Here is a 25,449-nt window from a genome sequence, read left to right on the forward strand (position 1 = left end):
ATTCGCAAAATTAAGTATCTCCGCCCAACCATTTTTTAAATTTTCCTATCTTCTCAATAGCTACAGCAACTTGTGCATCATCTGGTGTAGGGATTAAATGTAAAATGATCTTGGATTTTGAAGAGTAATACATTTTAGCAATAGAAGAGGTATGTACGATATATTTACGGTTGATTCTATAAAAATCCCTTGGATTCACCACATTTTCAATGCTTTTTAATGAGGATTCTATGGGTAATCTTTCTCCTTTTTTCAACTTGATAAAAGTAATTTTATCTTCAGAATAGAAATAAGCTACTTCTTCAATATTTACAGTTTTTAATTGATTTCCGGTTTTGACCAAAAACCTTTTTTTATAAGAATCTTCGATATTACCTAAGAGTTGCGCATAATCCAATTGTATTTGATGATGATCTTCGTATTGTTTCAATTTGTTCAGACTACGCTGTAATTTTTCTTTTGCAATCGGTTTCAATAGGTAATCAATACTATTTTGTTCAAAAGCTTTGATCGCATATTCTGAATAGGCGGTCGTGAAAATAATCTTTGAAGTAATCGATCCCACTTGATTGAATATTTCAAAAGAGTTGTCATCAGATAAATTGATGTCCAAAAAGATCAGGTCCGGTATGTTTGCTTTGAGGTAGCTCACGGACTCCTTAACAGAAGGCAAAATACGTGCTATTCGGATGTTTGTATCCAATTCTTGTATCATGTTTTGCAGTTTGATGGCCGCAATCTCTTCATCTTCTATTATTATAGCCTGAATCATAAGTTGGGAGCGATTAAAGGAATTCTTGCAATATATTTTTGGTTTTCTATAGTAAATGTTGGAATCTCTTTATGAATCAAATCATATTGGTTTTTCAGGTTTTTTAATCCAATTCCTAAAGAAGAGTCCTTACCAATTGGTGTTTTTCGAGGTTGGAAGTTATTTTCGGCAATGATATAATCTCCTTGAGTTACAATATTGATTAGTAGTGGATTTTCGTTTTCGACAACATTGTGTTTGATTGCATTTTCGACCAGTAACTCCAGAGTCATAGGAGGAATCAGATACTTCATCTTGGGAGCATCGATTTGATAATTAATAACAATTGCCTCTTTAAAACGAATACGCTGTAGTTCCATGTACGACTTAATAAACACCAATTCTTTTTCTACAGGGACTACGAGCTCCTCACTATAATCCAAATTGTATCGATATACATTCGATAACTCTTGTAGAAACGTATCAGCCTTATGTGTGTCAGTATGGATTAATGCCGATAAACTATTGAAGCTATTAAACAGGAAATGTGGATTCAGTTGTTTTTTTAGGGAAAGGTATTTTGAAATGATCTTTTCACTTTCATGTTTCGAAAGTTCCATTTTCATTTTATGTCTGTTTTCTATTACAGTAAGGTAATTTTCAAAGAAGTAAACAAACAAAGTAACAATAAGTACGCTTACCAGTACGACAAGAAACAAAGAACCTTCTGAAAGGCCAGAATCCACGGTATCATCATCATCTATAAACAAATAGGAAGTCATCACTTCCCACAAAACACTTATAAATAATGTTTTGAATACAATCATAGAGATCATGCCCACTTTATTCAATGGATCAATGAGTCGTTTTTTGAAGAACTTATTTTTTGTAGTTAAAATAGCTCTGACTTTATAAATGATCCATATAAATAAAAATGTGGTTGGAAGAATGACAATCGTCTCTTGTATTGCCTCTTGTATTGAAGTGTGCTCTAACTCGTATACGAAATTAAAGAACACAATCAAGAGAACGAATGTCCCATAAATATATACTCTTCCGTTTTTTAGCATGTACTTCTATCGTTTATTCTATTATTCTGAAATAATCAAAGATTCTTCTTCCACATCAGCAGCATAAAAATAGCCTAAAACTCGATTACTTGGGGTATCCAAATTAAAAACATTACTTCTAATGGATGCTGGAGGAGGATTACCAACAAATGATAGACCCTGATTTCCGGTTTGCACAAAGAGTTCTAATAGGTATTCATAATACGCTTCAGAAATCCCTAATTGCTGGATAATAGCAGCATCTCCCAATTCAAATATTACTTCTTCATTGGGATTCACTTCTATACGTTGTAGTCCATCAAAAAACTCATCGCTCTCCACCAGTGTCCTGCTGTTTCCGGGATCTGGAACAATAACAAACTCTCCATTTCGAAATACTCTATAGTAATAAAAATTAGCGATATCTGCCGGGTCTGTACTATCAAACTTTACAAAATACCCTTCGTCTGTAAACAAGGTTTCTTCTTCAAAAACGGCATAAACATTATCAAAATTGGTTACTTCGTTAAGGGTATCACTACCTTGATATGTTTCTCCCTGCCATTGGATAGTGATGGTATAGCTTGTATTTAAGCTAGCGGTGATACCAGAATTTGTATAGATTCCATTTTCGGTATGCAAAAACTCAAAATCCTGATTCCCATCATTTACTATGATGGTTGCATTGGTAACGGGTAGGGGATCCGTATCATCCAAAAATCCTGTTGTGGTCGTTAACCGTATGCGTTGTTCTGTTAATGGAGTAGTAGTATTTCTTTCTATCCCACCATTAATCACTAATCTAGGGGCACTACCTGCTAGGGTAATATCGCTGGTTACATCAGTTTCACAACTGTAAATAAAGATCAGTGAGCATATTAAAACTAGTTTTTTCATCTTGCTTGTTTTTTGAAGGTTTTTTAAAATCTAAATTGGTAAGTAATACTGGGAACAATTCCGAAGTAAGAAAGCTTGGTAGCCTGGGTTTCTCCCGTAGCTACATCCATATCATTTACTTCACTAATTTCTCTGAAGAAAATTGAAGCGGCATTCTGGCGATTGTACAGATTAGCAATACTAAATATCCAACTGCCTCGCTTCCCTTTTTTGGGATTGAGAGTAGCTGATACATCTAGTCGGTGATAAGCTGGTAAACGATCGCCATTTCTGTTTTGATAATCGGCAACTACAAGTCCGTTTTGCTCATATTGCCCAGTTGGATAGGTTACTGGTTTTCCCGAACCAAAAACAAAGTTGGCTCCAAAATCCCATCGATCATTTAGTTTATAAATCCCAACGAGGTTGAGTTCATGTAATTGATCATTATTGGCTGGATAGTATTCGTTATTGTTTATTCCGAGTACATTTCTCTCTGTCCTGGCCAAGGTATAACTCAACCAACCGGTAAGCTTTCCTTTATTTTTATTGACTTGAAGTTCCAGTCCGTAAGCTCTACCATCTCCTTGAGCGACTTGTGTTTCAATGTTTTCGGTGAATAACAAATCCGCACCGTCGATAAAATCAGTAACATCCTGTAAACTTTTGTAATAGGTTTCTATATTAAAATCATATGCTCCATCAGCAAAAGATCTGAAATAGCCCAGAGCGATTTGATCAGAGTACTGTGGTTTTAAAAATGGACCACTTGGTGCCCATACATCTAATGGAGTAGCAGAAGTGGTGTTGGAGATCAAATGTAGATATTGATAATTCCTGTTGTAACTTAATTTTAAAGAATTTTGATCATTAATCAAATATCGAGCAGAAAACCGAGGTTCAAAACCATAGAAGTTTTCGATACTTTTACCAGAACCAAACTCAGTTTCTCCGACAACATCATTTTCTTCATAAATATCTTGCACAGCATTATAGGTAAGAGGGTTACCCGTTTCATATTGCAATATGACATCTTTTCCAATACGATTAAAATTGGATAATCGAATTCCATATTGAAGACTTAGTTTATCAGAAATCCGTTGCTCAAAATCCACATAAGCAGCGGATTCGAGCGCGAACTTCTCTCTGAATTTCTCCGGATTAACCGAAGAACCTTCCAAAGGTTTGATTTCTCCTGGTTGAAAGTTGTAATACGTAACATCTAATCCTGTACGTATTGTATTTTTATCATTGATGTACCAGGTTAATCTGGGCTTAAGGTTATAATTTAGGATATTGGAATTCCATCTAAACTCGGTTCCAGAACGTAAATTATCCAAATTGTAATCATAGTTGCTAAATATGGCAGAAGTTTGCAAAAATAACTTGTCATTGAGCTCACTTGTCCAGCGTAAAGTACCAGATGCATTACCCCAAACAGTTCCCAGTAGACTTCCGAGTTCAAAGACATCTCTGCCGAAATATCCAGACAAAAACAATCGGTTATTCTCATTAATGGTATAGTTTGTTTTTAAGTTAATATCATAGAAAGAAAGCTTAGTATCCTGAAAGTCATCGCCTCCCAATGGAGCAAACAGATCGATATAAGAGCGTCTACCAGCTAGCATAAAACTACCTTTACCTTCATCATTACTACCCTTACCAATGGGGCCCTCGATCATTGCTTTGCTTGCAATAAGCCCTAGACCCAAGGTTCCTCCAAATTTCTTGATATTCCCTTCCTTCTGTTTTACATCTAATACAGAAGATAAGCGTCCACCGTAAATGGAAGGAATACCTCCCTTGTATAGCTTCAAATCTTTTACAGCATCGGTATTAAAAACCGAGAAAAAACCAAATAGGTGAGAAGCGTTATAAATAGTAGCATCATCTAACAAAACCAGATTCTGATCTGCTGATCCCCCGCGTACATTGAACCCTGAAGAAGCATCATTTACACTTGATACTCCTGGCAAAAGTTGTATGGATCTTAAGATATCAGGCTCTCCCAAAACAACCGGTAACTTTTTTATCGTTTTTGAAGAAAGCTGAATCACACTCATTTCTGTGGATTTTACTGAAGCAGTACGTTTGGCTCCAGAAGAGGTGATGGTGACCTCACTGAGTTGCGCAATATCTTCTTCCAATTCAAAATCTAATTTTGTGTCTTTATCAATATAAATTTCCTGAGCACTTGTTTTATATCCCATTAAAGAAAGTTGGACATTGTAGGTTCCTTCGGGTAGTGTAATAGAATAAAATCCGTAATCATTGGTCACGGTTCCCTGATTTGAGCCAGTAATTATAGTAACGGCCCATAGACTTTCTCCTGAGGCTGCATCTTTTACATAACCACTCAAGGTATATTTTTCTTGAGCTTGTAATGTGATCAAAAAGAATCCTAAGACGATATTCACAAAGATTTTCATAAGCATTTTGGTTTTACATTTACAACCAAAGCTATCTGTATAGGTCTCGACTGCACTCCAAAAAAAGATAAGACTGGATTTTTACCGATGAATACAGGAAAATAGATCCCGAAAGATCTTGAAAAAGATGGATTCATTTTTATCTTAAAAAACTTTAGAATTATTGCGATCTAATTGCAATAATTTTTAGGATTTAAGACGAATTAATTATATTCTCACCCAAATTAGACCTTAAAACCAATTTCAAAATGCAAAGCGCAAAAAGGATAGCGTCCTTTATAGTATTCATTCATTGTGTTTTAGCTACCTCTCAAGTGGATACCAAGACTATAAACGCTCTATTTTATGAATATTCTATTCCTAATACCCCAGGAGCTGTAGTAACTGTTGTAAAAAATGGTGAATTAATTTTTAGTCACGGATTTGGAAATGCAAACCTAGAATATAACATTCCTTTTACCCCACAAACACCCTTTAATATTGCTTCATTAACCAAGCAATTTGTATGTTTTGGCTTACTATTATTACAGAACGAAGAAAAACTAACATTAGAAGATGATGTCAGAACATTTATTCCAGAACTGCACGACTTCGGAAATGTGATTACCCTCAGGCATCTTATGTCGCATACTAGCGGACTTAATGATCAATGGCATTTATTGTCTTTGGCAGGATGGAAGTTAGATGATGTCATTACCCATCAAATGGTACTGGAATTTCTATACAAGCAACGCACTCTTGGGTTTTTACCCGGAGAACGCTATTCTTACAGCAACTCTTCATACACCTTGCTATCAGAGGTAATCGCCCGAGTTTCTGGGATGAAACTCCCTGAGTTTCTCAAAAAATATATTTTCGAACCCTTGGGAATGAACAACAGTAGGGTACAAGACAATTATAGAGGTGTTATCAAAAACCGAGCGTATTCCTATCAAAAGACAAATAGAGGATATGTAAAAAGTATATTTTCGACAGATACTTATGGCCCTGGAGGAATTATTACAACTGGCGAGGATATTGCAAAATGGATGATTAATTTTTATGACACCAAATTAGGATCTAGAGAATTGATTCAATTGTTAGACAATCAGCAAACACTAAATGACGGAACCAAGTTTGGAGGAGCTTTGGGACAGTTCCACAGTACACATATGAATAGAAAAATTATTCAGCATACGGGTTCAGAAGCTGGATACCGATCTTATTTGGTACGTATCCCAGAAGAAAAACTTTCGATTTGTGTTTTTAGTAATAGAAATAATGCCGATACCAAAAGGTTGGCATTACAAACTGCAGATATCTTCTTGAAGTCAGATAAAAAACCACTAATCCCTGAAGAAAAGGAAATAAGCAAACCGTTTACACCGGTTAAACTCACAAATAGAAAATTAAAATCTTTTGAGGGGAAGTATTGGGATTTTGAAAAGGATTATTCTCGAACCATCAAATTGAAGAATGATACGTTACGATATATTATTCATGAAAACAGACAGTTTCCTCTTGTTCCGATAAGTAAACAAAAGTTTGTGATGTATGGAATTAAGGACTACTATGAAATTGATTTTAATTCGAACAATGCAATATCTAAAATGGAAATATTGCCAGAAAAGGGAAGAGGTAGTATTTTGGAAAAATATGAAGATATCTCTTACACAGAAAATCAATTGCAATCTTTTAAAGGGCTTTATTTCAGTGAAGAACTCAATACTTTTATCATGCTATCAGTAAAAGAAGGAAAATTAATCTTAAGCCATCAACGGCAAGAGGATACAGAGTTACATCCTGTGCTCAAAGATTTTTTTGTTAGTAATACCTGGTACATCAAAAGTGTCCGATTTATTCGTAAAAAAGAAACTATATCTGGATTATTGGTATCTTCTAATCGAATGAAAAATGTGAAGTTCACAAAAACCAATGGGGTGTTTTCGAATTAGATGTATAGTCCTAAGGCTCTTGATTTACTCCTTAGGCATCCAATCAGGTGGTTTAATCAATACCAAAAACTTGTTTTTAAATCCTTCTACACTTCCTATTTTTTTGGCCAAACGGGTGATCCCATGAAAAAACACTTTTACTGGATTTGTGCTATGCAATGGTTCTGAAATTCCGTAGCGTACAGTTTCAATCTCTGGTTCGAATGTACCAAACATTCTATCCCAAATGATCAAAATACCCCCGTAATTTTTATCCCAGTACTGTCTATTCGATCCATGATGTACCCGATGATGAGAAGGCGTATTGAATATAAACTCTACTGGTTTGATAAACTTACCAATGATTTCTGTATGCAATAAGGTTTGAAATACCTGTACAAAAACTTCTGACAACAATACCAAAATGGGATCATAACCCAACATTACTATAGGTAAAGAAAAAATGATAGGCATAATTGCATCCAAGGGTCCAAAACGATACGCTACAGACATATTAAAATGAGGAGAGCTGTGATGTACTGTATGGGTTGCCCAACCAATACCAATACGATGCATCATTCGATGTTCCCAATAATAAGCAAAATCAGCCAATAGAACACAAGTAATGATTGTTATCCAATTCAGTTCCAAATGGGGCAGACTAATGTGGTTGTACACCCAGAAATAAAGCTTGGTTACCGCCAACAAGCCCAATAAAAATTCAATAGTTAGAAATGCACCAAAGGTGATAATATTAGCAAGACTATCTAGAACTAAGTTCGTATTCAAGCGTTTTTGCCAGGCATACCGAATAAGTTCTAATACAAAAAAAGGAACAATAATATAAATAAGGCTTAAATCATTGAATACATAAAACCAATAGTCTACATCTATCCAACTTAGTTCTTTTGATAAAAATTCAATCATAAATTATTGTCTTTTCCAGGTTTCAACATCACTATACCCGTAATAGTCATAGCTTAATTTAAAAGTGTTTTCATCTACCATATCGATCTCGCATTCGATATCGTACGTTTGCTTTTCATAAGTAACCTTATAGATTCCTTTTCCTTTATAGCCATCAAAAGACTTTATCATTAGGATTTTATGGCCTTTGGCCTTTTCACTATCTCCATTTTCATCTTCGTAGGCATGGGTATACGCATTAAATACACCTTTTTCTTTTTTAATGATAAATACAATAGCTCCTTTAAAGTCTTTTGAATTATACATCGTTTTCCAGTTACCAATAATATAATCGGTCTCCTCATTGTAATCAGAGGTGTCCTTTAACAGCAAAGTATTTTCTTCACTTTTTGAAGTTTGAAGTTCTATGCTCTCATCAACGGGAGAGATAGTATTATCAACTGTTTGTTCAGAAGCATAACTCACCAGGTGGGCACTTCCACCTAGCAAAAGGATTACAGCTAAACTTCTAAATAGTAGGGTAGAATTTTTCATCTCTTAAACTATAATACAAGGTTTTTATCATAAAGCTATTGTCAAACTTTAGCGTTTGAATAAACATTGGTCAAAATTAACCACTGCTTTTGAAGTAAATTTTGACATAAATCAAAATCTACTTTCTGACCCTACTTAAAGTTTCTTGACTAATTCCAAGCATAGAGGCTATATGTCCAAGATTTGCAATTTGTGTGATATTAGGAATTGCATTGATGAGCAGTTCATATTTTTCTTTAGCAGAAAGAAAATAATATCCTTTATAAAAATCATCTATTGCTGCCATTTGTTCTTCTACGAGTAAACGCCCAAAACGTTCTAATTCGGGAAAGGATGTATATAACTCCTGCCATTCTGGGTATGTTAGAGATACTACATTACTAGTTATGGTAGTTTCTATATAATCCTTTGCTGGAGTTTGAGCGAGATAACTATACCAGGAAGTCACCATAGTATTTGCTGGATATATCCAATGAGTAATATCTTTCCCATTTTGATAAAAATAGGTGCGAACAGCTCCTTTTTTCACAAAATAAAGACGCTTACAAGTTTTTTCAGCGGTATTCAAAACCTCTCCTTTTTGTAATGTTTGATCCAAAACTAATGAAGTAATTGTGTGTTCTGCTTCGGCAGAAAGGGAAATATATTGTTGAATAAAGCTGATCAACTCCATGGTTAGTATGCTACTAAAAGTTCGTACTGTAAACTGGTGATTATATATAAACAAATATACATAAAGCTTATATGTTAATATTACCCTAAGATCTGGAAAGAACTATTTTTATATTCCAATTTTTGTACTTTAGAACGATCAAACACACACGCTCATGCAACATCTTGTTAAACTCACACTTTGCCTATTTTTATTCATACAATTTTCTAAAGCACAAGATCGAATTACCGGAGAATCTTTTGCTACTCGATCCGTGGTGCTAGGTCAAAATGGAATGGTCGCTACCAGTCATCCTTTAGCAACACAAATTGGTCTTGACATCCTAAAAGATGGAGGGAATGCCATTGATGCTGCTATTGCTGCCAATGCAGCTCTTGGTCTTATGGAGCCAACGGGTTGCGGTATCGGAGGAGATCTATTTGCCATTGTCTGGGATGGGAAAACAAAAAAACTATATGGACTAAATGCCAGTGGTCGTTCTCCCAAAAAACTGACTTTGGATTATTTTAAGAAACAAAACATGGAAAAAATCCCATCCCATGGTGCCTTACCCGTAAGTGTTCCTGGTGCTGTAGATGGATGGTTTGAGCTCCACACAAAATTCGGGTCCAAACCCATATCCACGATTTTGGCTCCAGCGATAGACTATGCCGAAAAAGGATTTCCTTTGACCGAGCTTATCGCTTGGTATATGCAACGTAGTATTCCATTCTTTCAGTCCAAAGGATTCCCTAATATTGAAGATACCTATATTGCACAAAACGGAGGTAAACTTCCTAACGAGGGTGAAATTTACAAGAACCCATACTTAGCTAATACTTATAAAAAGATTGCTGAAGGTGGGCGAGATGCGTTCTACAAAGGAGACATTGCCAAGACTATTGGAACGTTTATCAAAGAACAAGGCGGATTTCTTTCTGCTCAGGATCTGGCAGCACACAAATCGCAATGGGTAGAACCTGTTTCTATTAATTATAGAGGATATAATGTTTGGGAATTACCACCTAACGGACAGGGAATTGCTGCACTTCAAATGCTAAAGATTTTGGAAGGCTATGATTTTTCTAATATTGAATTTGGTAGTGCAGAGCATCTTCATCTGTTTACAGAAGCCAAGAAACTCGCTTTTGAAGATCGTTCAAAATATTATGCAGATATGGATTTTTTTGATGTCCCTGTTACAGAATTACTATCCGATGGATACGCCAAAGAAAGAAGATCACAAATTGGCAAACGAGCTGGCACCTATAGTGCTGGAGAGATTTCTGCTGGTGAAACGATCTATATGACCGTTGCTGATAAAGATGGAACGATGATCTCATTAATTCAAAGTAATTATAGAGGTATGGGTTCTGGTATGGCACCTCCAAAACTCGGTTTTATGTTACAAGACAGGGGAGAGCTATTTAGTTTAACTCCAGGGCAAGCCAATACCTATGAACCTGGTAAAAGGCCATTTCATACCATAATTCCGGCATTTATGACCAAAGATGGGAAACCATTTTTGAGCTTCGGAGTGATGGGAGGAGATTTTCAACCTATGGGACATACACAAATTGTGATGAATCTTGTTGATTTTGGGATGAACATTCAGGAAGCTGGTGATGCTCCTAGATGGGATCATACCGGTGGAGCAAGCCCTATGGGAGCTACTACAGTAAATTCGGGCACTATACGAACAGAGTCTGGAATTCCATACACCACCATTAGAGGACTTATGGACAAAGGGCACAGAATTGGAACTGCCAGAGGAATTTATGGGGGTTACCAAGCGATTCTTTGGGATGACGAAAACAAAGTTTACCATGGAGCTTCAGAAAGTCGAAAAGACGGACAAGCAGCTGGTTATTAAGTCTATTAGAAATTTATTATATAGAAAAAGGGCGATTTGATCGCCCTTTTTTTATTTGAAAATATATCGAATGCCGAGTGCTTCTCTATTTATAGGTTAGATCTGTTGCTTTTATGTCTTTGCTCCACAGCTCTTTTCCGTTTTTATCAAATATTTTGATGTTAAGTACTCTATATTTTCTAGGTCCGCTTACGTTCAATATTCCAAAATTATGTTGACCCACAATAGTCTCTTCCAGCTTATATACATTCAGTTTTTCTCTATTGTTATTAGACCCTGCGGTCAAAGAAGAACAGGTAAGATCATATAATGGATATACTGAAGTACTTTCTTGCAAGCGACTTAATGCTGTATGATGTCTATCTCCATCCAAAAAGATAACCCCTTCAATTTTGGCTTCTCTGATTTTATCTAAGAAGTATTGTTTTTCTTCTGGAAAAATTGAATAGTTCTCATACATCGCCTCCGAGTTTAGTACCTGTCCGCCAACAGCAACAAACTTAAACGGAGCATTACTGGATGCCAGGGCATTGATTAGCCAATCAATTTGTGCTTTACCTAACATTTCCCGTTTCCCGGTAAAATTATTGTTTGATGTTCTGAAATAACGATTATCCAATAAGAAAAATTGCAAATCTGCCCATTGGAAAGTGCCTGTAATTCCTCCTTGGTTGATAACATCATAATTAGGATTCCCCCAAAAGAGTTTAAATATTTCTGAAGCTGTTTCCTTACCCCAAAAACCGTTATCTGCATTGTTAGGCCCATAATCATGATCATCCCAAATAGCATAGTGATGTGTCGAAGCCAATAATGGTTGTAGTTCTGGTAAAGAACGAGTATGAGTATATCGGTGTAAAAAACCTGTGCGAGAATTCCAATCTACTTCTCTTAGATAAGTATTATCGCCTAACCAAAGCATAAAATCAGGTCTCTTTTTATGGATGGATTTAAAAATATCAAAATCACTTCCATATGGTTTTCCAGGACGATCAAACTGTTCTTCATTTACATAGTTACAGCTTCCAATTGCAAAACTTACTTCTGGCGGATCGGTTCTCCACTGCCAAAGTGTTTGCGACTCGAATTCCATAGGGTAATCCCTCTCTATTTTGGTCCCATCAACAAATACTTCATAAGTATACTTCTTGCCAGGTAATACCTGATTGGCAATTAACTTTGCTACAAAGCCATTTTGCATTTCTGTGGTGTATTTTTCGGTTTTGAAACGCTGATTTGTATTTTCTTTTTCAAAATATTCAAAATGTACTTCGGCTGCTTTGATGGTTTGAACCCAAAGTAATACTTCACGCATTGTAGAATAGCCCACCATAGGTCCGGATTGTACCATATCTTGTGCTGATGTGATATAACCAGTAATCAAAAACAAACTAACAAAAAGGAGTTTCTTTTTCATAAAAATTAAGAGATTAAATAAGGAGGGTAAATATACAAGTACTTGATGAGTATATGTTTCTAAACCCTAAAGAAACTATTACTTTTTGTTTACCATAAAAAGGCAAATAAGTTTAACACCGTTGAAAAATTATCCTAAACCAAGAACTATCTTACTCCATGCTTCTTTTTAAATTCGGTAGGAGTCATGTTGGTGTTTTTTCGAAAAGCAGTATAGAATGCTGCTTTACTGTTGAATCCTACATCCAAAGCAATAGCAAAAATAGTATTAGGTTTAGGGACAAGTAACATAGGTTTAGCAGCTTCGATACGATAATTATTGATGTAATCAGAAAATCCTGAATTAGCATTCTCATTAATCGCCTGTGAGATATGGTGTATCGATGTATCTAATCGAGTCGCCAGGGTATTGAGCTTGATATCATAATCAAGGTATAGTTCTTCACTGCTAACCAAAGTTTCGATATTTTGGAAAAGTACAGAAGAATCGGTTAACGAAGATTTGGCGTATTTTTTCTTTACTCCCTCAGTTAGATCATTAAATGCTCCGGTAAATACAAAAACAGGGAAATGCATGATAGAATACGCCAAAACGAAAAAGAAAATTGCCAACAACAATGTTTCGGTCTTCACATAAAACTCTAGAGTATCAAGACTTTCAGTTTGTAGTAAAGTATTTATTGCACTTATAATTTGTAGAAGAACACATAACCAGATCAACAATTTCACCCATTTGTAATTGAGTTCATCAGACTTCTCTAAATCTACAAAAATTGGGGTATGATGAAGTCGAATATACGCTAGAACCAATAAGGCAATATTAACTACAGTAGCAATCACATATTCAATTTGTATCCAAAACCAAATACCATATGTACTACTATTAGCAATGATATCATTTACCGAAGTATATTCTAGAGTAGGGAGGAAGAGTGCCCATCGAATCAGGCTGTATCCCAATACAAAAAAGACCATCTTTTTTATAGGAAAAACCGATTTGGTAAATAGTAAAATGAAAACATAGAATAGCGGACCAGTAAGATGATACAACATGTAAGCGCCTCCTGTATACATGTTATCAATACCGATTTTCAATATCAAATAATAATCAAAAGAAGTATACGCATACAGAAACACCAAAACACTCAAAATATACCGTATGCGTTTGTCGCTACCCAAACTCGATTTACGGGATAAGATAAAAATCCCCAAAAGCACCCCTAAGATGAAGCTTAATAATGGTGATATATCTAAAAGATTCATGGATTTTATGTATTACTATCCTATTAAGACAAAAGTATTTCTTTTCATGATTTTGTATAAATCATCTGCATAAAAAAAGCCGAAAAACTTTGTCCAGATTTATCGGGAGCAACACTATAACTGATCTCGCCAAGTAATTTTGCACAAATCATCAATACAAAAATCTGGACTTTATGAGTTTTGCAAAATTAATATCATTATTTGAGGAAGCAGGCATCATGACCTTTATCGGTTATTTTTTCTTGTTTAATCTTGTACTAATTACTTCTGAAATTATTTGGGACTTGATCACTGCCAAAAAACGACGATGGAACGACACACTAGCCAATATTTCAATTTTTGTGATGAATCAACTTCTGGAAAAGACCATCTTGGGATCATTGGGGGTGATCTTTTTGATACCAATTTCAATGTTATCATTTTATCAAATCCCGTTAAATATATATACCTGGATAGTCGCTTTTTTTGTAGCAGATTTTACTTATTATTGGATGCACCGTTTAGAACACGAACATCGAATTTTGTGGGCTAGTCATAGCGTACACCACTCTTCGCAGGATTACAATCTTACTATTTCTATGCGATTGAGTATTGTAGAAGGATTGTTTGAGTGGATGTTTTTGATCCCTATGGTATTGGTTGGGTTTTCTCCGTTTCAAGCAATTATTGGGCTTGTATTGGTAGCTCAGTTTCAAACCTGGATTCATACCAAAAAGATTGGTAAGCTGGGATGGTTGGATGAAATTTTTAACACGCCTTCTGTACATCGTGTACATCATGGATCCAATAACAAGTATCTGGACAAAAACTATGGTGGTTTTTTGATCATTTGGGACAAGCTGTTTGGTACTTATCAACGAGAAGAAGAGAAAGTAGTCTACGGTTTAACCAAAAATATAGAAACCAATAATCCTATTACAATCAATTTTATCGAATATAAAAACATCTGGAAAGAAGTAAAACGTTGCAAAACTCTAAAAGATAAACTAAAGATCATTTTTGGGAATTTGATATGGAAACCAGAGTATTTTGGGAAAGAGGAACAGGAGCAATAAGACAGTAAATCATTAAAAATAAATATGATATGTGTTTTTAAAATTTTATCTTCCATTGTATATGGATTTTGAGAGATATTAACTTTCGATAGAAAAATGAATCAAATTTCGATCATAGAAGGAATTATCATAGGTGCCGTTGGTGGTGCTATAGCTGGTGCTTTTCTATGGGTCTTGAATGAAATCAAAATATGGATTGTAAGAAATAGAGATACGAAAAAAGTAGTACACTGGTTAACACAAAATACAGCTCCAAATTCCAAAACAAATCAAAAATGGAGATCTACAAGAGCTATTGCAAGTCATAACAATCTTACCGAAGAACGAGTTCGATATATTGCCAGCTATTCCAACAGTATAGTACTAGATACCTCAGAAGCGAATCGAAATGAAGAAATGTGGGGGATTAAAAGCAGAGTACGGCTTAATACTGATTAAACACATTCTCATTAATTTTTGCTCTTATTTTCTTAGTATAAGGTCAAACTTAATCAGTGAATTATTAATTGTTGCTTTTACCAATTCTTCATTTTTATAGAAATACCTGTTTTTCTTACCATTATGTAGGGTAAGTTCGTAAATGCTCTTATCAATTTTGGTTAGCTGTCCATTTTTTGTGGTGTATTCTGAAAACACTTTGTTAACTCCTAAAGGTTCGTCAAAGAAAAGTCGTATTCCGCTATATGTTATCTCAGTTTCTAATTTTTGTGGCTTTTTATTTTTGATCGTCAATATATAAGAAGAATTCTGCCATTTCATTTGAGAGGAATGATGAGATCTTTCATTGATAACATTGTTGACATCGGCAGATAATAATCGACTATTATCATAAGTTGCTTTGATAGTATATTTCATATGAACATTCATCAACAATTTTACTTTCATATCTACATGATAATAGTATACCAAATGTTCTCCTTGCTTCGATTTTGATACCTGGAGTGTACCTAACGTATCTTTTTTAGATATGATATCGTAAGTGTGGTTTTGTGCAACAATAGACCAACTAAGTAATACGGCAAATAGGAAAGGATACATTCTTTGGGACATCATATAGAACTAAGTTACTAATCGACTGACTTAAATAATAACTGATGAAGTTTTGTGAGTAAGATTAATTCTGATTTATTTCTTTTTGAAAAAGAAGTAGCAATGCCATCTGCAGCTTCCATTATTTTAAGGCATAAATCTTTTGAAAAACCCTCTGATTGAGACTGATAGTATGTCGTAAAAACGGCAAAAGCATTATCTGATGTTTCTTGTTTTTGGATGAGCTCACGCATGGTCTCATATATCACTTCTTTACCATCGTTTTTATCAAACGAATGTGACCAATATTTCTTTACATACGCTACTATTTGTCGCTTTTCTTCAATCACCATTTTTCTATCTGCCATAGCTACAGCATAGAAGAGATGAGCCAACTTTTTATGAAAAGTATTCGATTGAATTCCTTGAGTTTCCATAATGCCAATTTACGATTAAAAAGTGGGTTATGGGCTGATATTCTTTGCTCAATGTCAAATAAGAAACCTATTTCGGTATAACAAATTCATACTTTCTCAAAACCTCTAAACTTACATATTGCAGTGCCTTTGCGTGAGTAGCTTCCAGAAGTATATTAGGAGCTTTACCAACTCTTTCTACCTCTAACCATCTTGAAACGCATAAACACCATTTATCCCCAGGAGATAGTCCTGGAAAATTCCAATAAGGAAGTGGTGTAGAAAGATCATTTCCTTTGGACTTCGTATATTCCAAAAAATCTTCAGTAACTATTGCGCAAACCACATGAGTTCCAGTATCTTCTTGTATTGTTCTACAAAATCCATCTCTAAAATATCCTGTCATTGGTGCATAACAACAGGGTTCTAAGGGTGTTCCCAAAACATTAAGTTCGTGATCCATTGATGGTCTTTTTGTTTTCTGAAATTTAAATAATATCTAAGTCCTTGAATAAATATTAGATAATATTTAACCCTTGTTATACCAAATAACAAGGGTTAAATGATGTAAATTGTACTGTATGAAGAATATGAAACCAGATTGGTTACAAAAAGCACGTGAAAAATGGGACCATACCGGTACCAAAAGACCTCCATTTGCGATAGCTCCGAAAAAAGGGCAACGTTCTGTTTGGGATTTTCCGAGACCTCCGATAATTGAAAAAGTTAATAAGTCCATATTGATTCATCATGATGATATCAAAATTGCCAATACTAATAACGCTTTAGCTGTTTTGGAAACAGCAAGCCCTCCAACATACTATATCCCAAAGATTGATGTTAACATGCAAATGCTTGCCGAAATGCCTAATAAAAACTCCCTGTGCGAATGGAAGGGTAGTGCAGCTTATTACTCTTTGAAATCCAATAGTAGACCCATAGCATGGTCCTATCCTAATCCCTTTCCTGAGTTCTCTGCATTAAAAGATCATATCGCTTTCTACCCCCAGCACTTAGAATGTTATGTGGATGCACAACGAGTAAAACCTCAATCGAGCTCATTTTATGCGGGATGGATTACTCCAGATTTGGTGGGGCCATTTAAAGGAGATCCAGGAACTGGCCATTGGTAGTTATCAAAAGGAGTGAGGAACTACATTATATTATCCAATAGCAATGATATTCTTCTTGAATAACATCGTGGATCCCAATGTCATCCCCAGTCCTATGGCTAACAAAATCCCCATTTTTGGAAGAATATTAATTAGTGGTAATTGTCTCCAAAAAATATCAAAGAATCCTTCCATGCCCCAATAATTCACGCTAATTACAGCTACTTTCTGCATAAATGATGGCATCATAGTAATAGGAATCATACTGCCTCCGATGGCTGACATCAGGATGATAATAATAGTACTCATGCCTTGTAATTGCTGCCGTGTTTTTACGGTAGAGACTAATAAAACTCCAAAACTAGAAACCGCAAACGAGATACATAGAATCAATAATAGCAACGAGAGCGTATCCATAAATATGGGTAGTCCAAAGGCTAGCCAAGCAAAGACAAACATGGTGGTTAATTGTAATATGGAAACCACCATGGCAGTACCCATCTTGGACAATAGAATATGAAGTGGTTTTACTGGAGCGATCAATAAACGGTTTAAGGTTCCTGCTTCTTTTTCATCTAACATTCCACCACCGATTGCCGCGATACTAAACAACAACATCATAATCGCTGTTCCTCCAACGGCTTGTACAAGTCCTGGATGAGCCTTGGTAGTACTCTCTTTGATCAAGGAGGTCGTTTTAAGTTGTACAGTATTGGTTGGATCTACTTTACCAAGATGATACTTTAAACCTTCTGTCAAAACAGAAAGTACAATTCGCATCTGTAAATCTCTGGCCGCGTCATATTTCAATTCTACAGGTAGACTTTTACCTTTAGTAACTGCTTCAGAAAATCCTTTTTCAAAAACTAAAGCGCCTACATTCTTTCCTTTCTTTACCAAATCCAAAGCTTCCTGTTCTTGTGACGGGATCAAACGAATAGTAGGCATGGCATCAAGCTTTGTGATCAATTCCTGAGAAGTGGTAGTACTATCTTTATCTACCACTAAAACACCCAAAGGCTTTGGTGCACTCTTCTTTTTGGCCACTCCACCAAATGCAAAAGCAAAAAGTGTTATCATAATAATGGGTAGTAGAAAAGTAATCAGAATTCCTTTTTTGTCTGAAAAGTATAGTCTTAAGTCTTTTTTGAGAAGTGTAAGGATCATAATTGTGGTTTTTGTAATTGATGGATGCAGTGGTTAATCTCTTAGTTGTTTTCCGGTTAGGTGTAAAAAGATAGCTTCCAAGTTTACTTTGTTCAGCTGTATATCTTTAATTGATAATTGCAATTCATTGCTCACCGTAATCACGTTAGAAAGCTCTTGTACTGAACCCTCTATGCATATCTTATTTTTATCAGCGTTTATAGAGTAGGGAAGCAGCTTTTGCAATTCCTGCAAGTTGTTTTCTGAAAGCAAACTATATTCTAACTGAATACTTTCCTTAGTGGGCACCAATTCTTTTAGTTCTGTTTGTGTGCCTTGGGCAATGATTTTTCCAGAATCTATAATCGCAATTCGATCGCATAAACGTTCTACTTCTTCCATATAGTGAGTAGTATAGACAATTGTCATCCCTTGTTCATTTAAGGTTTCTATAACTTCAAAAATATGGTTCCTACTTTGTGGATCAATCCCTACCGTGGGTTCGTCCATAAACAACACTTTCGGTTGATGTAAGAGAGCAGCAGCAATATTAATTCTTCGTTTCATCCCTCCAGAATAGGTTTTGATCAAATCCTTCTTTCGGTCTAACAATCCTATCAATTCTAAAGTAGTATGGATTCTTTCTTTTAATACATCTTTTTGAATACCATATAGGTTGCCCCAAAACATCAGGTTTTGGTATGCAGAAAGCTCTTCGTACAATGATATCTCCTGGGGTACCACACCAATCAACTGCTTACAAGCCGAAGGATGATCATTTGTAGCTATCCCATCAATATAAATGCTTCCTTCATCACTTTTTATGATGGTACTCATCATATGAAGAGTCGTGGATTTTCCAGCTCCATTCGGTCCTAAAAATCCAAAGATTTCTCCTTTGTTGATCGTAAAACTAATATCATTTACTGCCTGTATGTTTTGAAAGGATTTGGATAAGTTTTGTACTTGAATCATGGTTAGTTGTTCGTTACTATTGATGATTCAAATATCGCAACGACAACGGTATTCAAATAAAGAATGTTACCGAATTGTAGGTTTTAAAAGATGAATTGTAAAATGTCCTTAGACAACGTAATTAAATCTCCAGAAAATCTTCTTCGAAGCTGGAAATAAAGTCGGATATATACTTTTTATTACGTTGTTCCTTTCTGACCACCAGATAATGTGTGCGTCGTAATCCATTTTTACTGATACGTTTAAATATCAATTCTTTGGATAATTTAAAAGGTGTTAATTGCCATTTTGGAGCACACATAATTCCCATATTCGCCTGTATCATCGATAAAGTAATTTCAGTAAACGGAATTGCAGAAATTTTGATGGGATGTATTTTGTTGGGTTTCAAAAAAAGTTCATACACAGCTACACCTTCAATGGGAAAAGAATTAATTAATAAATGAACATCACTAAAGTAACCTGCTTCCAAATATTCTAAATCAGATAATGCATGCTCTCTATGCATAATGGCGAAAATCTCATCTTTAAAAACAGGAATACTCGAAAGTCCGTCAGATTCTGGTTTTGAAGTTACAATAGCAATATCAATATCATTTGATAGTACTTGTGATATGGTCTGATGGGTAGCACCAAGGGTAATGTCAATGTCAATTTCAGGATAGAGTATGCCCATTTTTTGAATAAATGAAGGAATCGCATGAAAAAATGATTGACATTCGGCACTCAATTTGATCGTGCCTTTAGAACCTTCTTTAATATGTTTTATGGCTGTAAAACCTTCATCAATGTTACTGAATATTTTATTGGCTAATTTATAGAGCTCGATACCTTCTTGGGTTAACTCCCATTTATTTCTGGTTCTATGAAAAACCTTAAACCCCAACTGTTCTTCAAGATCTCTTAATTGATGACTTAGTGCAGATTGCGTTAAAAACAAACGCTCGGAAGAGTTTGCAAGATTGCCTTCTTCTTCAATGGTTTTGATCAATCTGAAATATTTTAACTCCATATCATCAAAGATACGATACTTTATGCCTGGTCGTGGTTGAAAAAATTTCAACTAGTACCTCATGAGCCTTCAACCTAATTCTTTTAGAAACAGTAATTCTACCCATAATTTTGACATAAACAAGAAATAACGAAGCATAACTTAAACCAGATAAAAATGAAAACGATTGGACTTATTGGAGGAATGGGATGGGAGTCTTCTAAACTCTACTATGAACGTTTGAATAAAAAAGTGAATGAAGTTTTGGGAGGGTCACATTCTGCTAAAATCATTATGGTTTCAGTAGATTTTGATGAAATCGAAAAGCTAACCCATGCTCATCATTGGGAAGCTATAGCACAAATTGTGAAGAACAGTGCAAATCAATTAGAACAGGCAGGAGCGGATATGATCCTCCTGTGCACTAACCTAATTCATATTGTTAGTGATACTATTGTCGAGAATATCTCTGTACCGTTTCTGCACATTGCGGATGCCACAGGTCAACTCATACAGGAACATAAAGCTAAAAAAATACTGCTATTGGGTACTAAGTACACCATGGAAAAAGATTTTTATACCAAAACATTAGAAAATGATTATGGATTAGAAATTATAGTACCAGAAGCAAGAGAAAGAGCTGAGATTCATACTATCATTTACAAGGAATTATTAAAGGGCCTGTTTACACAAGCCTCAAAAAAAACAATTCTAGAAATTATTCATAAAGCACTGAAGCAGGGGGTAGAAGGTGTGATACTAGGGTGTACAGAACTGCCGATGCTGATTAAAGAAACCGATATAGATGTACCTACCTATGATACCGGAGCCATTCACGTAGACAAAGCCATATCAATGGCAATAAACACTCATTAAAACTATAATTATGGAAGCATGTAAACTAGAATACAATTGCGAGATACAAGTGCACAAAAGATCAAAAGTGAATCACATTTTTATAAAAGCTTTTACATATTACATCAACACGATGAGTACATTGTTTTTTAGTGATGTTGATTGCCATTGCGGATATAATACAGTTGCCAGAGGCATAATGATCCATAAATAAGAAAGAAGTAGTAATTGAATTTATTTCAATCCTACTTTTATTTATCTCAATTTCAAGATTATTTAAACTCCATATATGGCTTTAGATTAGCCAAAACCAATATAGCTAGATTATGAAAACAACTTCTCTCTTATCTATATCAGGAGTATTCTTTATGCTCTTTACCGGTATTACCTTTTCTCAAAACCAACCGTTAAAAAACCATCTGCTTTTTTATAGTTCTTTTGATGGAAAACCTACCGCTGATATATCCTCAGGAGATGTAATGATCTATACTGCTAAGAACTATAAAGAATCAGCGAATGCTATACCTGGTATTCATGACCCAAATGTTGTTTTAGCCAAAGATGAGGGGCTGTTTGGGGATGCTTTGCACTTCAAACAGGCCAAAACCTCTGCTGTTTTTTATAAAGCCTATAAAAATGTGGAGTACAGTACTACCTCATGGAATGGTACGGTATCTTTTTGGTTGCGATTGGATCCTAACAAAGATTTAGCACCTGGTTATTGTGATCCTATATGCATAACGGATGTAAGATATAACGATGCAGCCTTATGGGTAGATTTTACAGATCATGACCCAAGGAAATTCAGATTAGGAGCTATGGGAGATCTAAACATTTGGAACCCAAACAACGAAAACAATGAAGTAGAGTGGAATAAACGTACAGTTACAGTCAACCAACCTCCCTTCTTAACTAAAAAATGGACATATGTCGCTATTACTTTTTCAAAAGTAAATACAAATGCCTCTGAGTTTAAGCTTTATATCAATGGTAATTACCAAGGAATGATAAAAGATATTAATGATCCGTTTACATGGGAAGCGGAAAAGGCAAAAATCATGTTAGGCTTGGGGTACATTGGCTTCATGGATGAACTTGCTATTTTTGATAAACCACTAAATGCGCAAGAAGTACAATTGGTCTTTGAATTAAAAGATGGGCTGAAAACTATATTGAACTAAACTCTATAAAACACTTTGTCAAATGCCGATAATTTTTACTTCAATAATTTAATAATGTCTTTATATGAATTACCAATGGGAATCTCCATACCTCCTAATAAGATTACATCTTTTGAGGTTAATGCGGCTATCTTCTTGGTATTAATGATGTACGACCTATGTACTCTCAAAAAATGATTAGGTAGTCGTAATACAAAAGCGCTTATTTTATCTTTGGTGGTAATAATATCTTTAGTGGTATGTATGCGAACATAATCTTTTATGCTGTCGACAAACAAAATAGTAGCAAACTCGATTCTTATCATTTTTTTATTCGAGTTTACGTAAATGTGATCTACTATGGCTTCTGAAGAGGAATTGGATAAAGGTAGCATATTTGCTTGCAAAGCCCTGTATTTATTGATCGTTTTATAGAATCGAATAAAAGATATTGGCTTTAATAAATAATCAATGATATCTAATTCATAACCTTCCAAAGCATATTGTCTGTAGGCCGTTGTTAATACTACTTTGGGTTGTATGATAGTATTTTTTATAAAATCAATTCCTGTTACTACAGGCATTTGTATATCTAAAAACAAAAGATCTATACCGTTACTTTGCAGAAAATGCCCTGCATCTATTGGGTTATCAAATGTAGCAACTAGCTCAAGATCCGGTACTTTTTGGATATGATTTTCTAGTACCTTTATGGCTAACGGCTCATCATCTACAACCATACATTTTATAATCATATTATTGCAAATTAATCTTTAGTTCTACTTGAAAATCATGATCTGTTTTGATGCTTTCCAAATCGTAGTTATTTTTATAATTAAGCTCTAACTGTCTTTCCGAATTCAAAAATCCAATTCCTTGCCGTGATTGATCAGTGACCATATTTTGTTCGTTATAAGATAATGTATTATAGACGGTAAAGCAAAGTTGGTCTTTGTTGGTGGTCAGTTCAATTTTAATAACTGAATCTTTCAAGGTAGTACTCGCTCCATGTTTAAATGCATTTTCTACAAAGGATATCAGGATCAAAGGAGCGATCATCACATTGGGATCATGTAGATGATAGGTAAAATCCAAACTTAACTTATCTCCATAACGTAGGGACTCGAGATCTATATAATCCTGTATCAAGGAAATTTCGTTGAGTACAGGAACTTCAGGATCTTTACATTGGTACAGCATATAATCAAGTATATCTGATAATTTGAGAACAACTTCTGGCGCTTTTTCAGATTTTTCCAGGGTTAGTGAATACAAATTATTCAAGGTATTAAATAGAAAGTGCGGATTGGTTTGTGCTTTCAGAAATTTAAGTTCAGTATTCGCTTTTTCCTTTTGTAATACTTCAAATTGATGTCGTTCTTCAAAGCGATCTTTAAAGGCTTTTGTCATTAGCATTAAAAACACAAAGACATATACAGATGGAAAATACACTACTGCCAAATGAAACGGAGCAGTAATGATATCCAACAAACTAGTATATTTATAGTATTGGGGAACAAAAATTTTGGTCAAATGATCACCGAGAACCTTTGACATGAATAAAAGCATATATGCCGATACCAAAAAGGACACTCCAAAGCTGAAATATTTCTTTTTAAACAACAATTTGGGTACCTGGTAATAGATCAATAAATAACTGGCAATTAACTGTGCTGGTAAAAAACTAAATCCACTAATCAAGGTCTTTTTAACACTAGCATCGTTTAATGCTGCCAATATGGGTAAACTGATAAATAATAAAAACCAAAATATAAGGTGAGAAACGACTCTATTTTGAATGACCCAATCGATCAAGTGCTTTCTTTTAACCATAGTGCCTAAATATATAAAATAAGACTCGAGCTTTTCTTCAAAAAAGATGAATCTTGATCATCTATGGCTCAATATTCTTTTTTGACGGACAAAACCCGTTTTCTGTTGATAATAAGTATATATCTTAAAGAAACCTTTTTTCGTCTATTTTTTATTTTTTCAAGGGATTCGCTCTATATGTTTGTCATCAATAGTGCATAACAACATACTATTCTAAAAACATGAAATTCATCAAGACTTTAACTATTTTCACTATTCTGCTCATTCTCATTGTTGCTTGTAAGAGTAATGAACAATCAAATCTAGCCTTACTAAGCAATCAAATTCCAACAGATACTCCATTGGTTTTTGCGCCAGATATAATTTCAATTGACGATCACGCTTCCGCTTCGATAACATTTAATCCAGATATGACCGAACTGTTTCTCAATCATAGAAAACAAGGAAAAAACTATAACATCTATACCATGAAATTCCTTGATGGCAAATGGTCAAAACTAGAACTAGCGCCCTTTTCAACCAATTTGGAGTATTTGGATTTTCATCCTCGATTTACAACCAAAGGAGACCGCCTTTATTTTGGAAGTACAAGACCCGTCCCTGATACACTTTCAGAATCAATTAAGAGTAAAAGGCTGCATCAATGGTACGTTGAAAGAACTGAGAATGGGAATTGGAGTGATCCCATTCTGATGGGAGAACCGTTTATAGATCGCTACATCATGGGTGCGGCACCTTCTGAAAATGGTAATTTGTATTTTACTTCTGGCACGAGAACTGAAGAAGAGGGCATCTATTATACCATCAATCAGCATGGTGAATATGATTCTATTAAGAGAATGGACGATGTAATCAATACGAACGGTAAATTTATTGCACACCCATACATTGCTCCAGACGAAAGCTACCTTATTTACGATTCTGAAAAGGCTTCAGAACCTAATAATACCAATCTGTTCATCAGTTTTAAAATCAATGGTACTTGGACAAAATCTTATAGTTTAGGCCCCAAAATAAACACGGAACTAGCTGATGGAACTGGTACAGTCTCCCCTGATGGTAAATATTTATTTTTCTCCAGGAGTGAAAAAAAAACAAAGGAGGATGGAAGCACTTATTGGGTATCAACGATGTATTGGATGGACTTTATCATGTTAAAAAAAGAAATTCTTAAGAATATAAACAGCAACTAAT

At 34.9% G+C, this 25,449-nt stretch carries 25 protein-coding genes; 8 read left to right on the forward strand and 17 right to left on the reverse strand.

Annotated features, from left to right (window positions below; translation table 11 throughout):
• Nucleotides 1–10: 10 nt before the first annotated feature.
• Genes BUE24_RS03030 through BUE24_RS03045 form a run of 4 tightly spaced genes read right to left on the reverse strand, consistent with a single transcriptional unit; the run spans nucleotide 11 to nucleotide 5,105 of the window.
• Nucleotides 11–772, reverse strand: coding sequence for a LytR/AlgR family response regulator transcription factor (locus BUE24_RS03030; RefSeq protein ID WP_073313756.1), 762 nt, complete (start codon nucleotides 770–772; stop codon nucleotides 11–13).
• Nucleotides 769–1,821: a sensor histidine kinase gene (locus BUE24_RS03035; protein ID WP_073313758.1), complete on the reverse strand. Its 1,053-nt coding sequence runs from the start codon at nucleotides 1,819–1,821 to the stop codon at nucleotides 769–771. Before BUE24_RS03035 ends, BUE24_RS03030 begins: the two co-directional genes overlap by 4 nt.
• Nucleotides 1,822–1,842: 21 nt before the next feature.
• Nucleotides 1,843–2,697 carry a DUF4249 domain-containing protein gene (locus tag BUE24_RS03040; protein ID WP_073313760.1) on the reverse strand — a complete coding sequence of 285 codons (855 nt, stop codon included), beginning with the start codon at nucleotides 2,695–2,697 and terminating at the stop codon, nucleotides 1,843–1,845.
• A 23-nt stretch (nucleotides 2,698–2,720) separates the two neighbouring features.
• Nucleotides 2,721–5,105, reverse strand: coding sequence for a TonB-dependent receptor (locus BUE24_RS03045; RefSeq protein ID WP_073313762.1), 2,385 nt, complete (start codon nucleotides 5,103–5,105; stop codon nucleotides 2,721–2,723).
• 248 nt (nucleotides 5,106–5,353) lie between these two features.
• Between BUE24_RS03045 and BUE24_RS03050 the strand changes: the two genes are divergently transcribed.
• Complete coding sequence (locus BUE24_RS03050; protein WP_073313764.1) at nucleotides 5,354–7,039, forward strand: serine hydrolase domain-containing protein; 1,686 nt, start codon at nucleotides 5,354–5,356, stop codon at nucleotides 7,037–7,039.
• Between the two features lie 24 nt (nucleotides 7,040–7,063).
• Here BUE24_RS03050 and BUE24_RS03055 read toward each other — a convergent pair whose 3' ends face one another.
• The 3 genes from BUE24_RS03055 to BUE24_RS03065 all read right to left on the reverse strand — a co-directional run bounded on the left by BUE24_RS03055 (nucleotide 7,064) and on the right by BUE24_RS03065 (nucleotide 9,152).
• On the reverse strand, nucleotides 7,064–7,945 hold the full coding sequence (locus tag BUE24_RS03055; RefSeq protein WP_073313769.1) for a sterol desaturase family protein: 882 nt from the start codon (nucleotides 7,943–7,945) through the stop codon (nucleotides 7,064–7,066).
• Between the two features lie 3 nt (nucleotides 7,946–7,948).
• Nucleotides 7,949–8,479 (reverse strand): hypothetical protein, encoded by a 531-nt coding sequence (locus BUE24_RS03060; RefSeq protein ID WP_073313770.1) that lies wholly within the window; start codon nucleotides 8,477–8,479, stop codon nucleotides 7,949–7,951.
• 118 nt (nucleotides 8,480–8,597) lie between these two features.
• Nucleotides 8,598–9,152 carry a Crp/Fnr family transcriptional regulator gene (locus tag BUE24_RS03065; protein WP_073313772.1) on the reverse strand — a complete coding sequence of 185 codons (555 nt, stop codon included), beginning with the start codon at nucleotides 9,150–9,152 and terminating at the stop codon, nucleotides 8,598–8,600.
• A gap of 154 nt (nucleotides 9,153–9,306) precedes the next feature.
• On the opposite strand from BUE24_RS03065, the gene ggt reads away from it, so the two are divergent.
• Complete coding sequence (ggt, locus tag BUE24_RS03070) at nucleotides 9,307–11,004, forward strand: gamma-glutamyltransferase (RefSeq protein WP_073313774.1); 1,698 nt, start codon at nucleotides 9,307–9,309, stop codon at nucleotides 11,002–11,004.
• Between the two features lie 85 nt (nucleotides 11,005–11,089).
• Here ggt and BUE24_RS03075 read toward each other — a convergent pair whose 3' ends face one another.
• Together BUE24_RS03075 and BUE24_RS03080 are read right to left on the reverse strand one after the other, a co-directional pair.
• Nucleotides 11,090–12,421 (reverse strand): alkaline phosphatase D family protein, encoded by a 1,332-nt coding sequence (locus BUE24_RS03075; RefSeq protein ID WP_073313776.1) that lies wholly within the window; start codon nucleotides 12,419–12,421, stop codon nucleotides 11,090–11,092.
• Nucleotides 12,422–12,567: 146 nt separating this feature from the next.
• A complete protein-coding gene (locus BUE24_RS03080) occupies nucleotides 12,568–13,683 on the reverse strand; it encodes a helix-turn-helix domain-containing protein (RefSeq protein ID WP_073313778.1) in 1,116 nt (371 codons plus the stop codon).
• 173 nt (nucleotides 13,684–13,856) lie between these two features.
• Here BUE24_RS03080 and BUE24_RS03085 point away from each other — a divergent pair, with 173 nt between their 5' ends.
• Both BUE24_RS03085 and BUE24_RS03090 read left to right on the forward strand, forming a co-directional pair.
• Nucleotides 13,857–14,738, forward strand: a complete 882-nt coding sequence (locus BUE24_RS03085) for a sterol desaturase family protein (protein WP_073313780.1) — start codon at nucleotides 13,857–13,859, stop codon at nucleotides 14,736–14,738.
• Nucleotides 14,739–14,834: 96 nt separating this feature from the next.
• Nucleotides 14,835–15,176, forward strand: a complete 342-nt coding sequence (locus tag BUE24_RS03090) for a hypothetical protein (RefSeq protein ID WP_073313782.1) — start codon at nucleotides 14,835–14,837, stop codon at nucleotides 15,174–15,176.
• Nucleotides 15,177–15,200: 24 nt separating this feature from the next.
• Here the strand turns inward: BUE24_RS03090 and BUE24_RS03095 are convergent, their stop codons facing one another.
• The 3 genes from BUE24_RS03095 to BUE24_RS03105 form a co-directional block, all read right to left on the reverse strand.
• Nucleotides 15,201–15,791 (reverse strand): DUF6134 family protein, encoded by a 591-nt coding sequence (locus BUE24_RS03095; RefSeq protein WP_139241901.1) that lies wholly within the window; start codon nucleotides 15,789–15,791, stop codon nucleotides 15,201–15,203.
• 14 nt (nucleotides 15,792–15,805) lie between these two features.
• On the reverse strand, nucleotides 15,806–16,204 hold the full coding sequence (locus tag BUE24_RS03100; RefSeq protein ID WP_073313786.1) for a hypothetical protein: 399 nt from the start codon (nucleotides 16,202–16,204) through the stop codon (nucleotides 15,806–15,808).
• A 67-nt stretch (nucleotides 16,205–16,271) separates the two neighbouring features.
• Nucleotides 16,272–16,646: a DUF2237 family protein gene (locus BUE24_RS03105; protein WP_073313788.1), complete on the reverse strand. Its 375-nt coding sequence runs from the start codon at nucleotides 16,644–16,646 to the stop codon at nucleotides 16,272–16,274.
• Nucleotides 16,647–16,764: 118 nt separating this feature from the next.
• On the opposite strand from BUE24_RS03105, the gene BUE24_RS03110 reads away from it, so the two are divergent.
• Entirely contained in the window at nucleotides 16,765–17,316 is a 552-nt protein-coding gene (locus BUE24_RS03110) for a DUF427 domain-containing protein (RefSeq protein WP_170864539.1), read from the forward strand.
• A gap of 30 nt (nucleotides 17,317–17,346) precedes the next feature.
• Here the strand turns inward: BUE24_RS03110 and BUE24_RS03115 are convergent, their stop codons facing one another.
• The 3 genes from BUE24_RS03115 to BUE24_RS03125 all read right to left on the reverse strand — a co-directional run bounded on the left by BUE24_RS03115 (nucleotide 17,347) and on the right by BUE24_RS03125 (nucleotide 20,428).
• Nucleotides 17,347–18,462, reverse strand: coding sequence for an ABC transporter permease (locus BUE24_RS03115; protein ID WP_073313790.1), 1,116 nt, complete (start codon nucleotides 18,460–18,462; stop codon nucleotides 17,347–17,349).
• Nucleotides 18,463–18,495: 33 nt separating this feature from the next.
• Nucleotides 18,496–19,416 carry an ABC transporter ATP-binding protein gene (locus BUE24_RS03120; protein WP_073313792.1) on the reverse strand — a complete coding sequence of 307 codons (921 nt, stop codon included), beginning with the start codon at nucleotides 19,414–19,416 and terminating at the stop codon, nucleotides 18,496–18,498.
• 121 nt (nucleotides 19,417–19,537) lie between these two features.
• Nucleotides 19,538–20,428, reverse strand: coding sequence for a LysR family transcriptional regulator (locus tag BUE24_RS03125; protein WP_073313794.1), 891 nt, complete (start codon nucleotides 20,426–20,428; stop codon nucleotides 19,538–19,540).
• Nucleotides 20,429–20,584: 156 nt separating this feature from the next.
• Between BUE24_RS03125 and BUE24_RS03130 the strand changes: the two genes are divergently transcribed.
• Together BUE24_RS03130 and BUE24_RS03135 are read left to right on the forward strand one after the other, a co-directional pair.
• Nucleotides 20,585–21,283 carry an aspartate/glutamate racemase family protein gene (locus BUE24_RS03130; protein ID WP_073313796.1) on the forward strand — a complete coding sequence of 233 codons (699 nt, stop codon included), beginning with the start codon at nucleotides 20,585–20,587 and terminating at the stop codon, nucleotides 21,281–21,283.
• Between the two features lie 305 nt (nucleotides 21,284–21,588).
• Nucleotides 21,589–22,443 (forward strand): LamG-like jellyroll fold domain-containing protein, encoded by an 855-nt coding sequence (locus BUE24_RS03135; protein WP_073313798.1) that lies wholly within the window; start codon nucleotides 21,589–21,591, stop codon nucleotides 22,441–22,443.
• Between the two features lie 35 nt (nucleotides 22,444–22,478).
• Here BUE24_RS03135 and BUE24_RS03140 read toward each other — a convergent pair whose 3' ends face one another.
• Both BUE24_RS03140 and BUE24_RS03145 read right to left on the reverse strand, forming a co-directional pair.
• Nucleotides 22,479–23,177, reverse strand: a complete 699-nt coding sequence (locus BUE24_RS03140) for a LytR/AlgR family response regulator transcription factor (protein WP_073313800.1) — start codon at nucleotides 23,175–23,177, stop codon at nucleotides 22,479–22,481.
• Nucleotide 23,178: 1 nt separating this feature from the next.
• Nucleotides 23,179–24,255 carry a sensor histidine kinase gene (locus BUE24_RS03145; RefSeq protein WP_084549374.1) on the reverse strand — a complete coding sequence of 359 codons (1,077 nt, stop codon included), beginning with the start codon at nucleotides 24,253–24,255 and terminating at the stop codon, nucleotides 23,179–23,181.
• A 221-nt stretch (nucleotides 24,256–24,476) separates the two neighbouring features.
• Here BUE24_RS03145 and BUE24_RS03150 point away from each other — a divergent pair, with 221 nt between their 5' ends.
• Nucleotides 24,477–25,448 carry a TolB-like translocation protein gene (locus tag BUE24_RS03150; protein WP_073313802.1) on the forward strand — a complete coding sequence of 324 codons (972 nt, stop codon included), beginning with the start codon at nucleotides 24,477–24,479 and terminating at the stop codon, nucleotides 25,446–25,448.
• The last annotated feature ends 1 nt before the right edge of the window (nucleotide 25,449 follow it).

Source organism: Aquimarina spongiae, from assembly GCF_900141785.1.
Classification (GTDB): Bacteria; Bacteroidota; Bacteroidia; order Flavobacteriales; family Flavobacteriaceae; genus Aquimarina; species Aquimarina spongiae.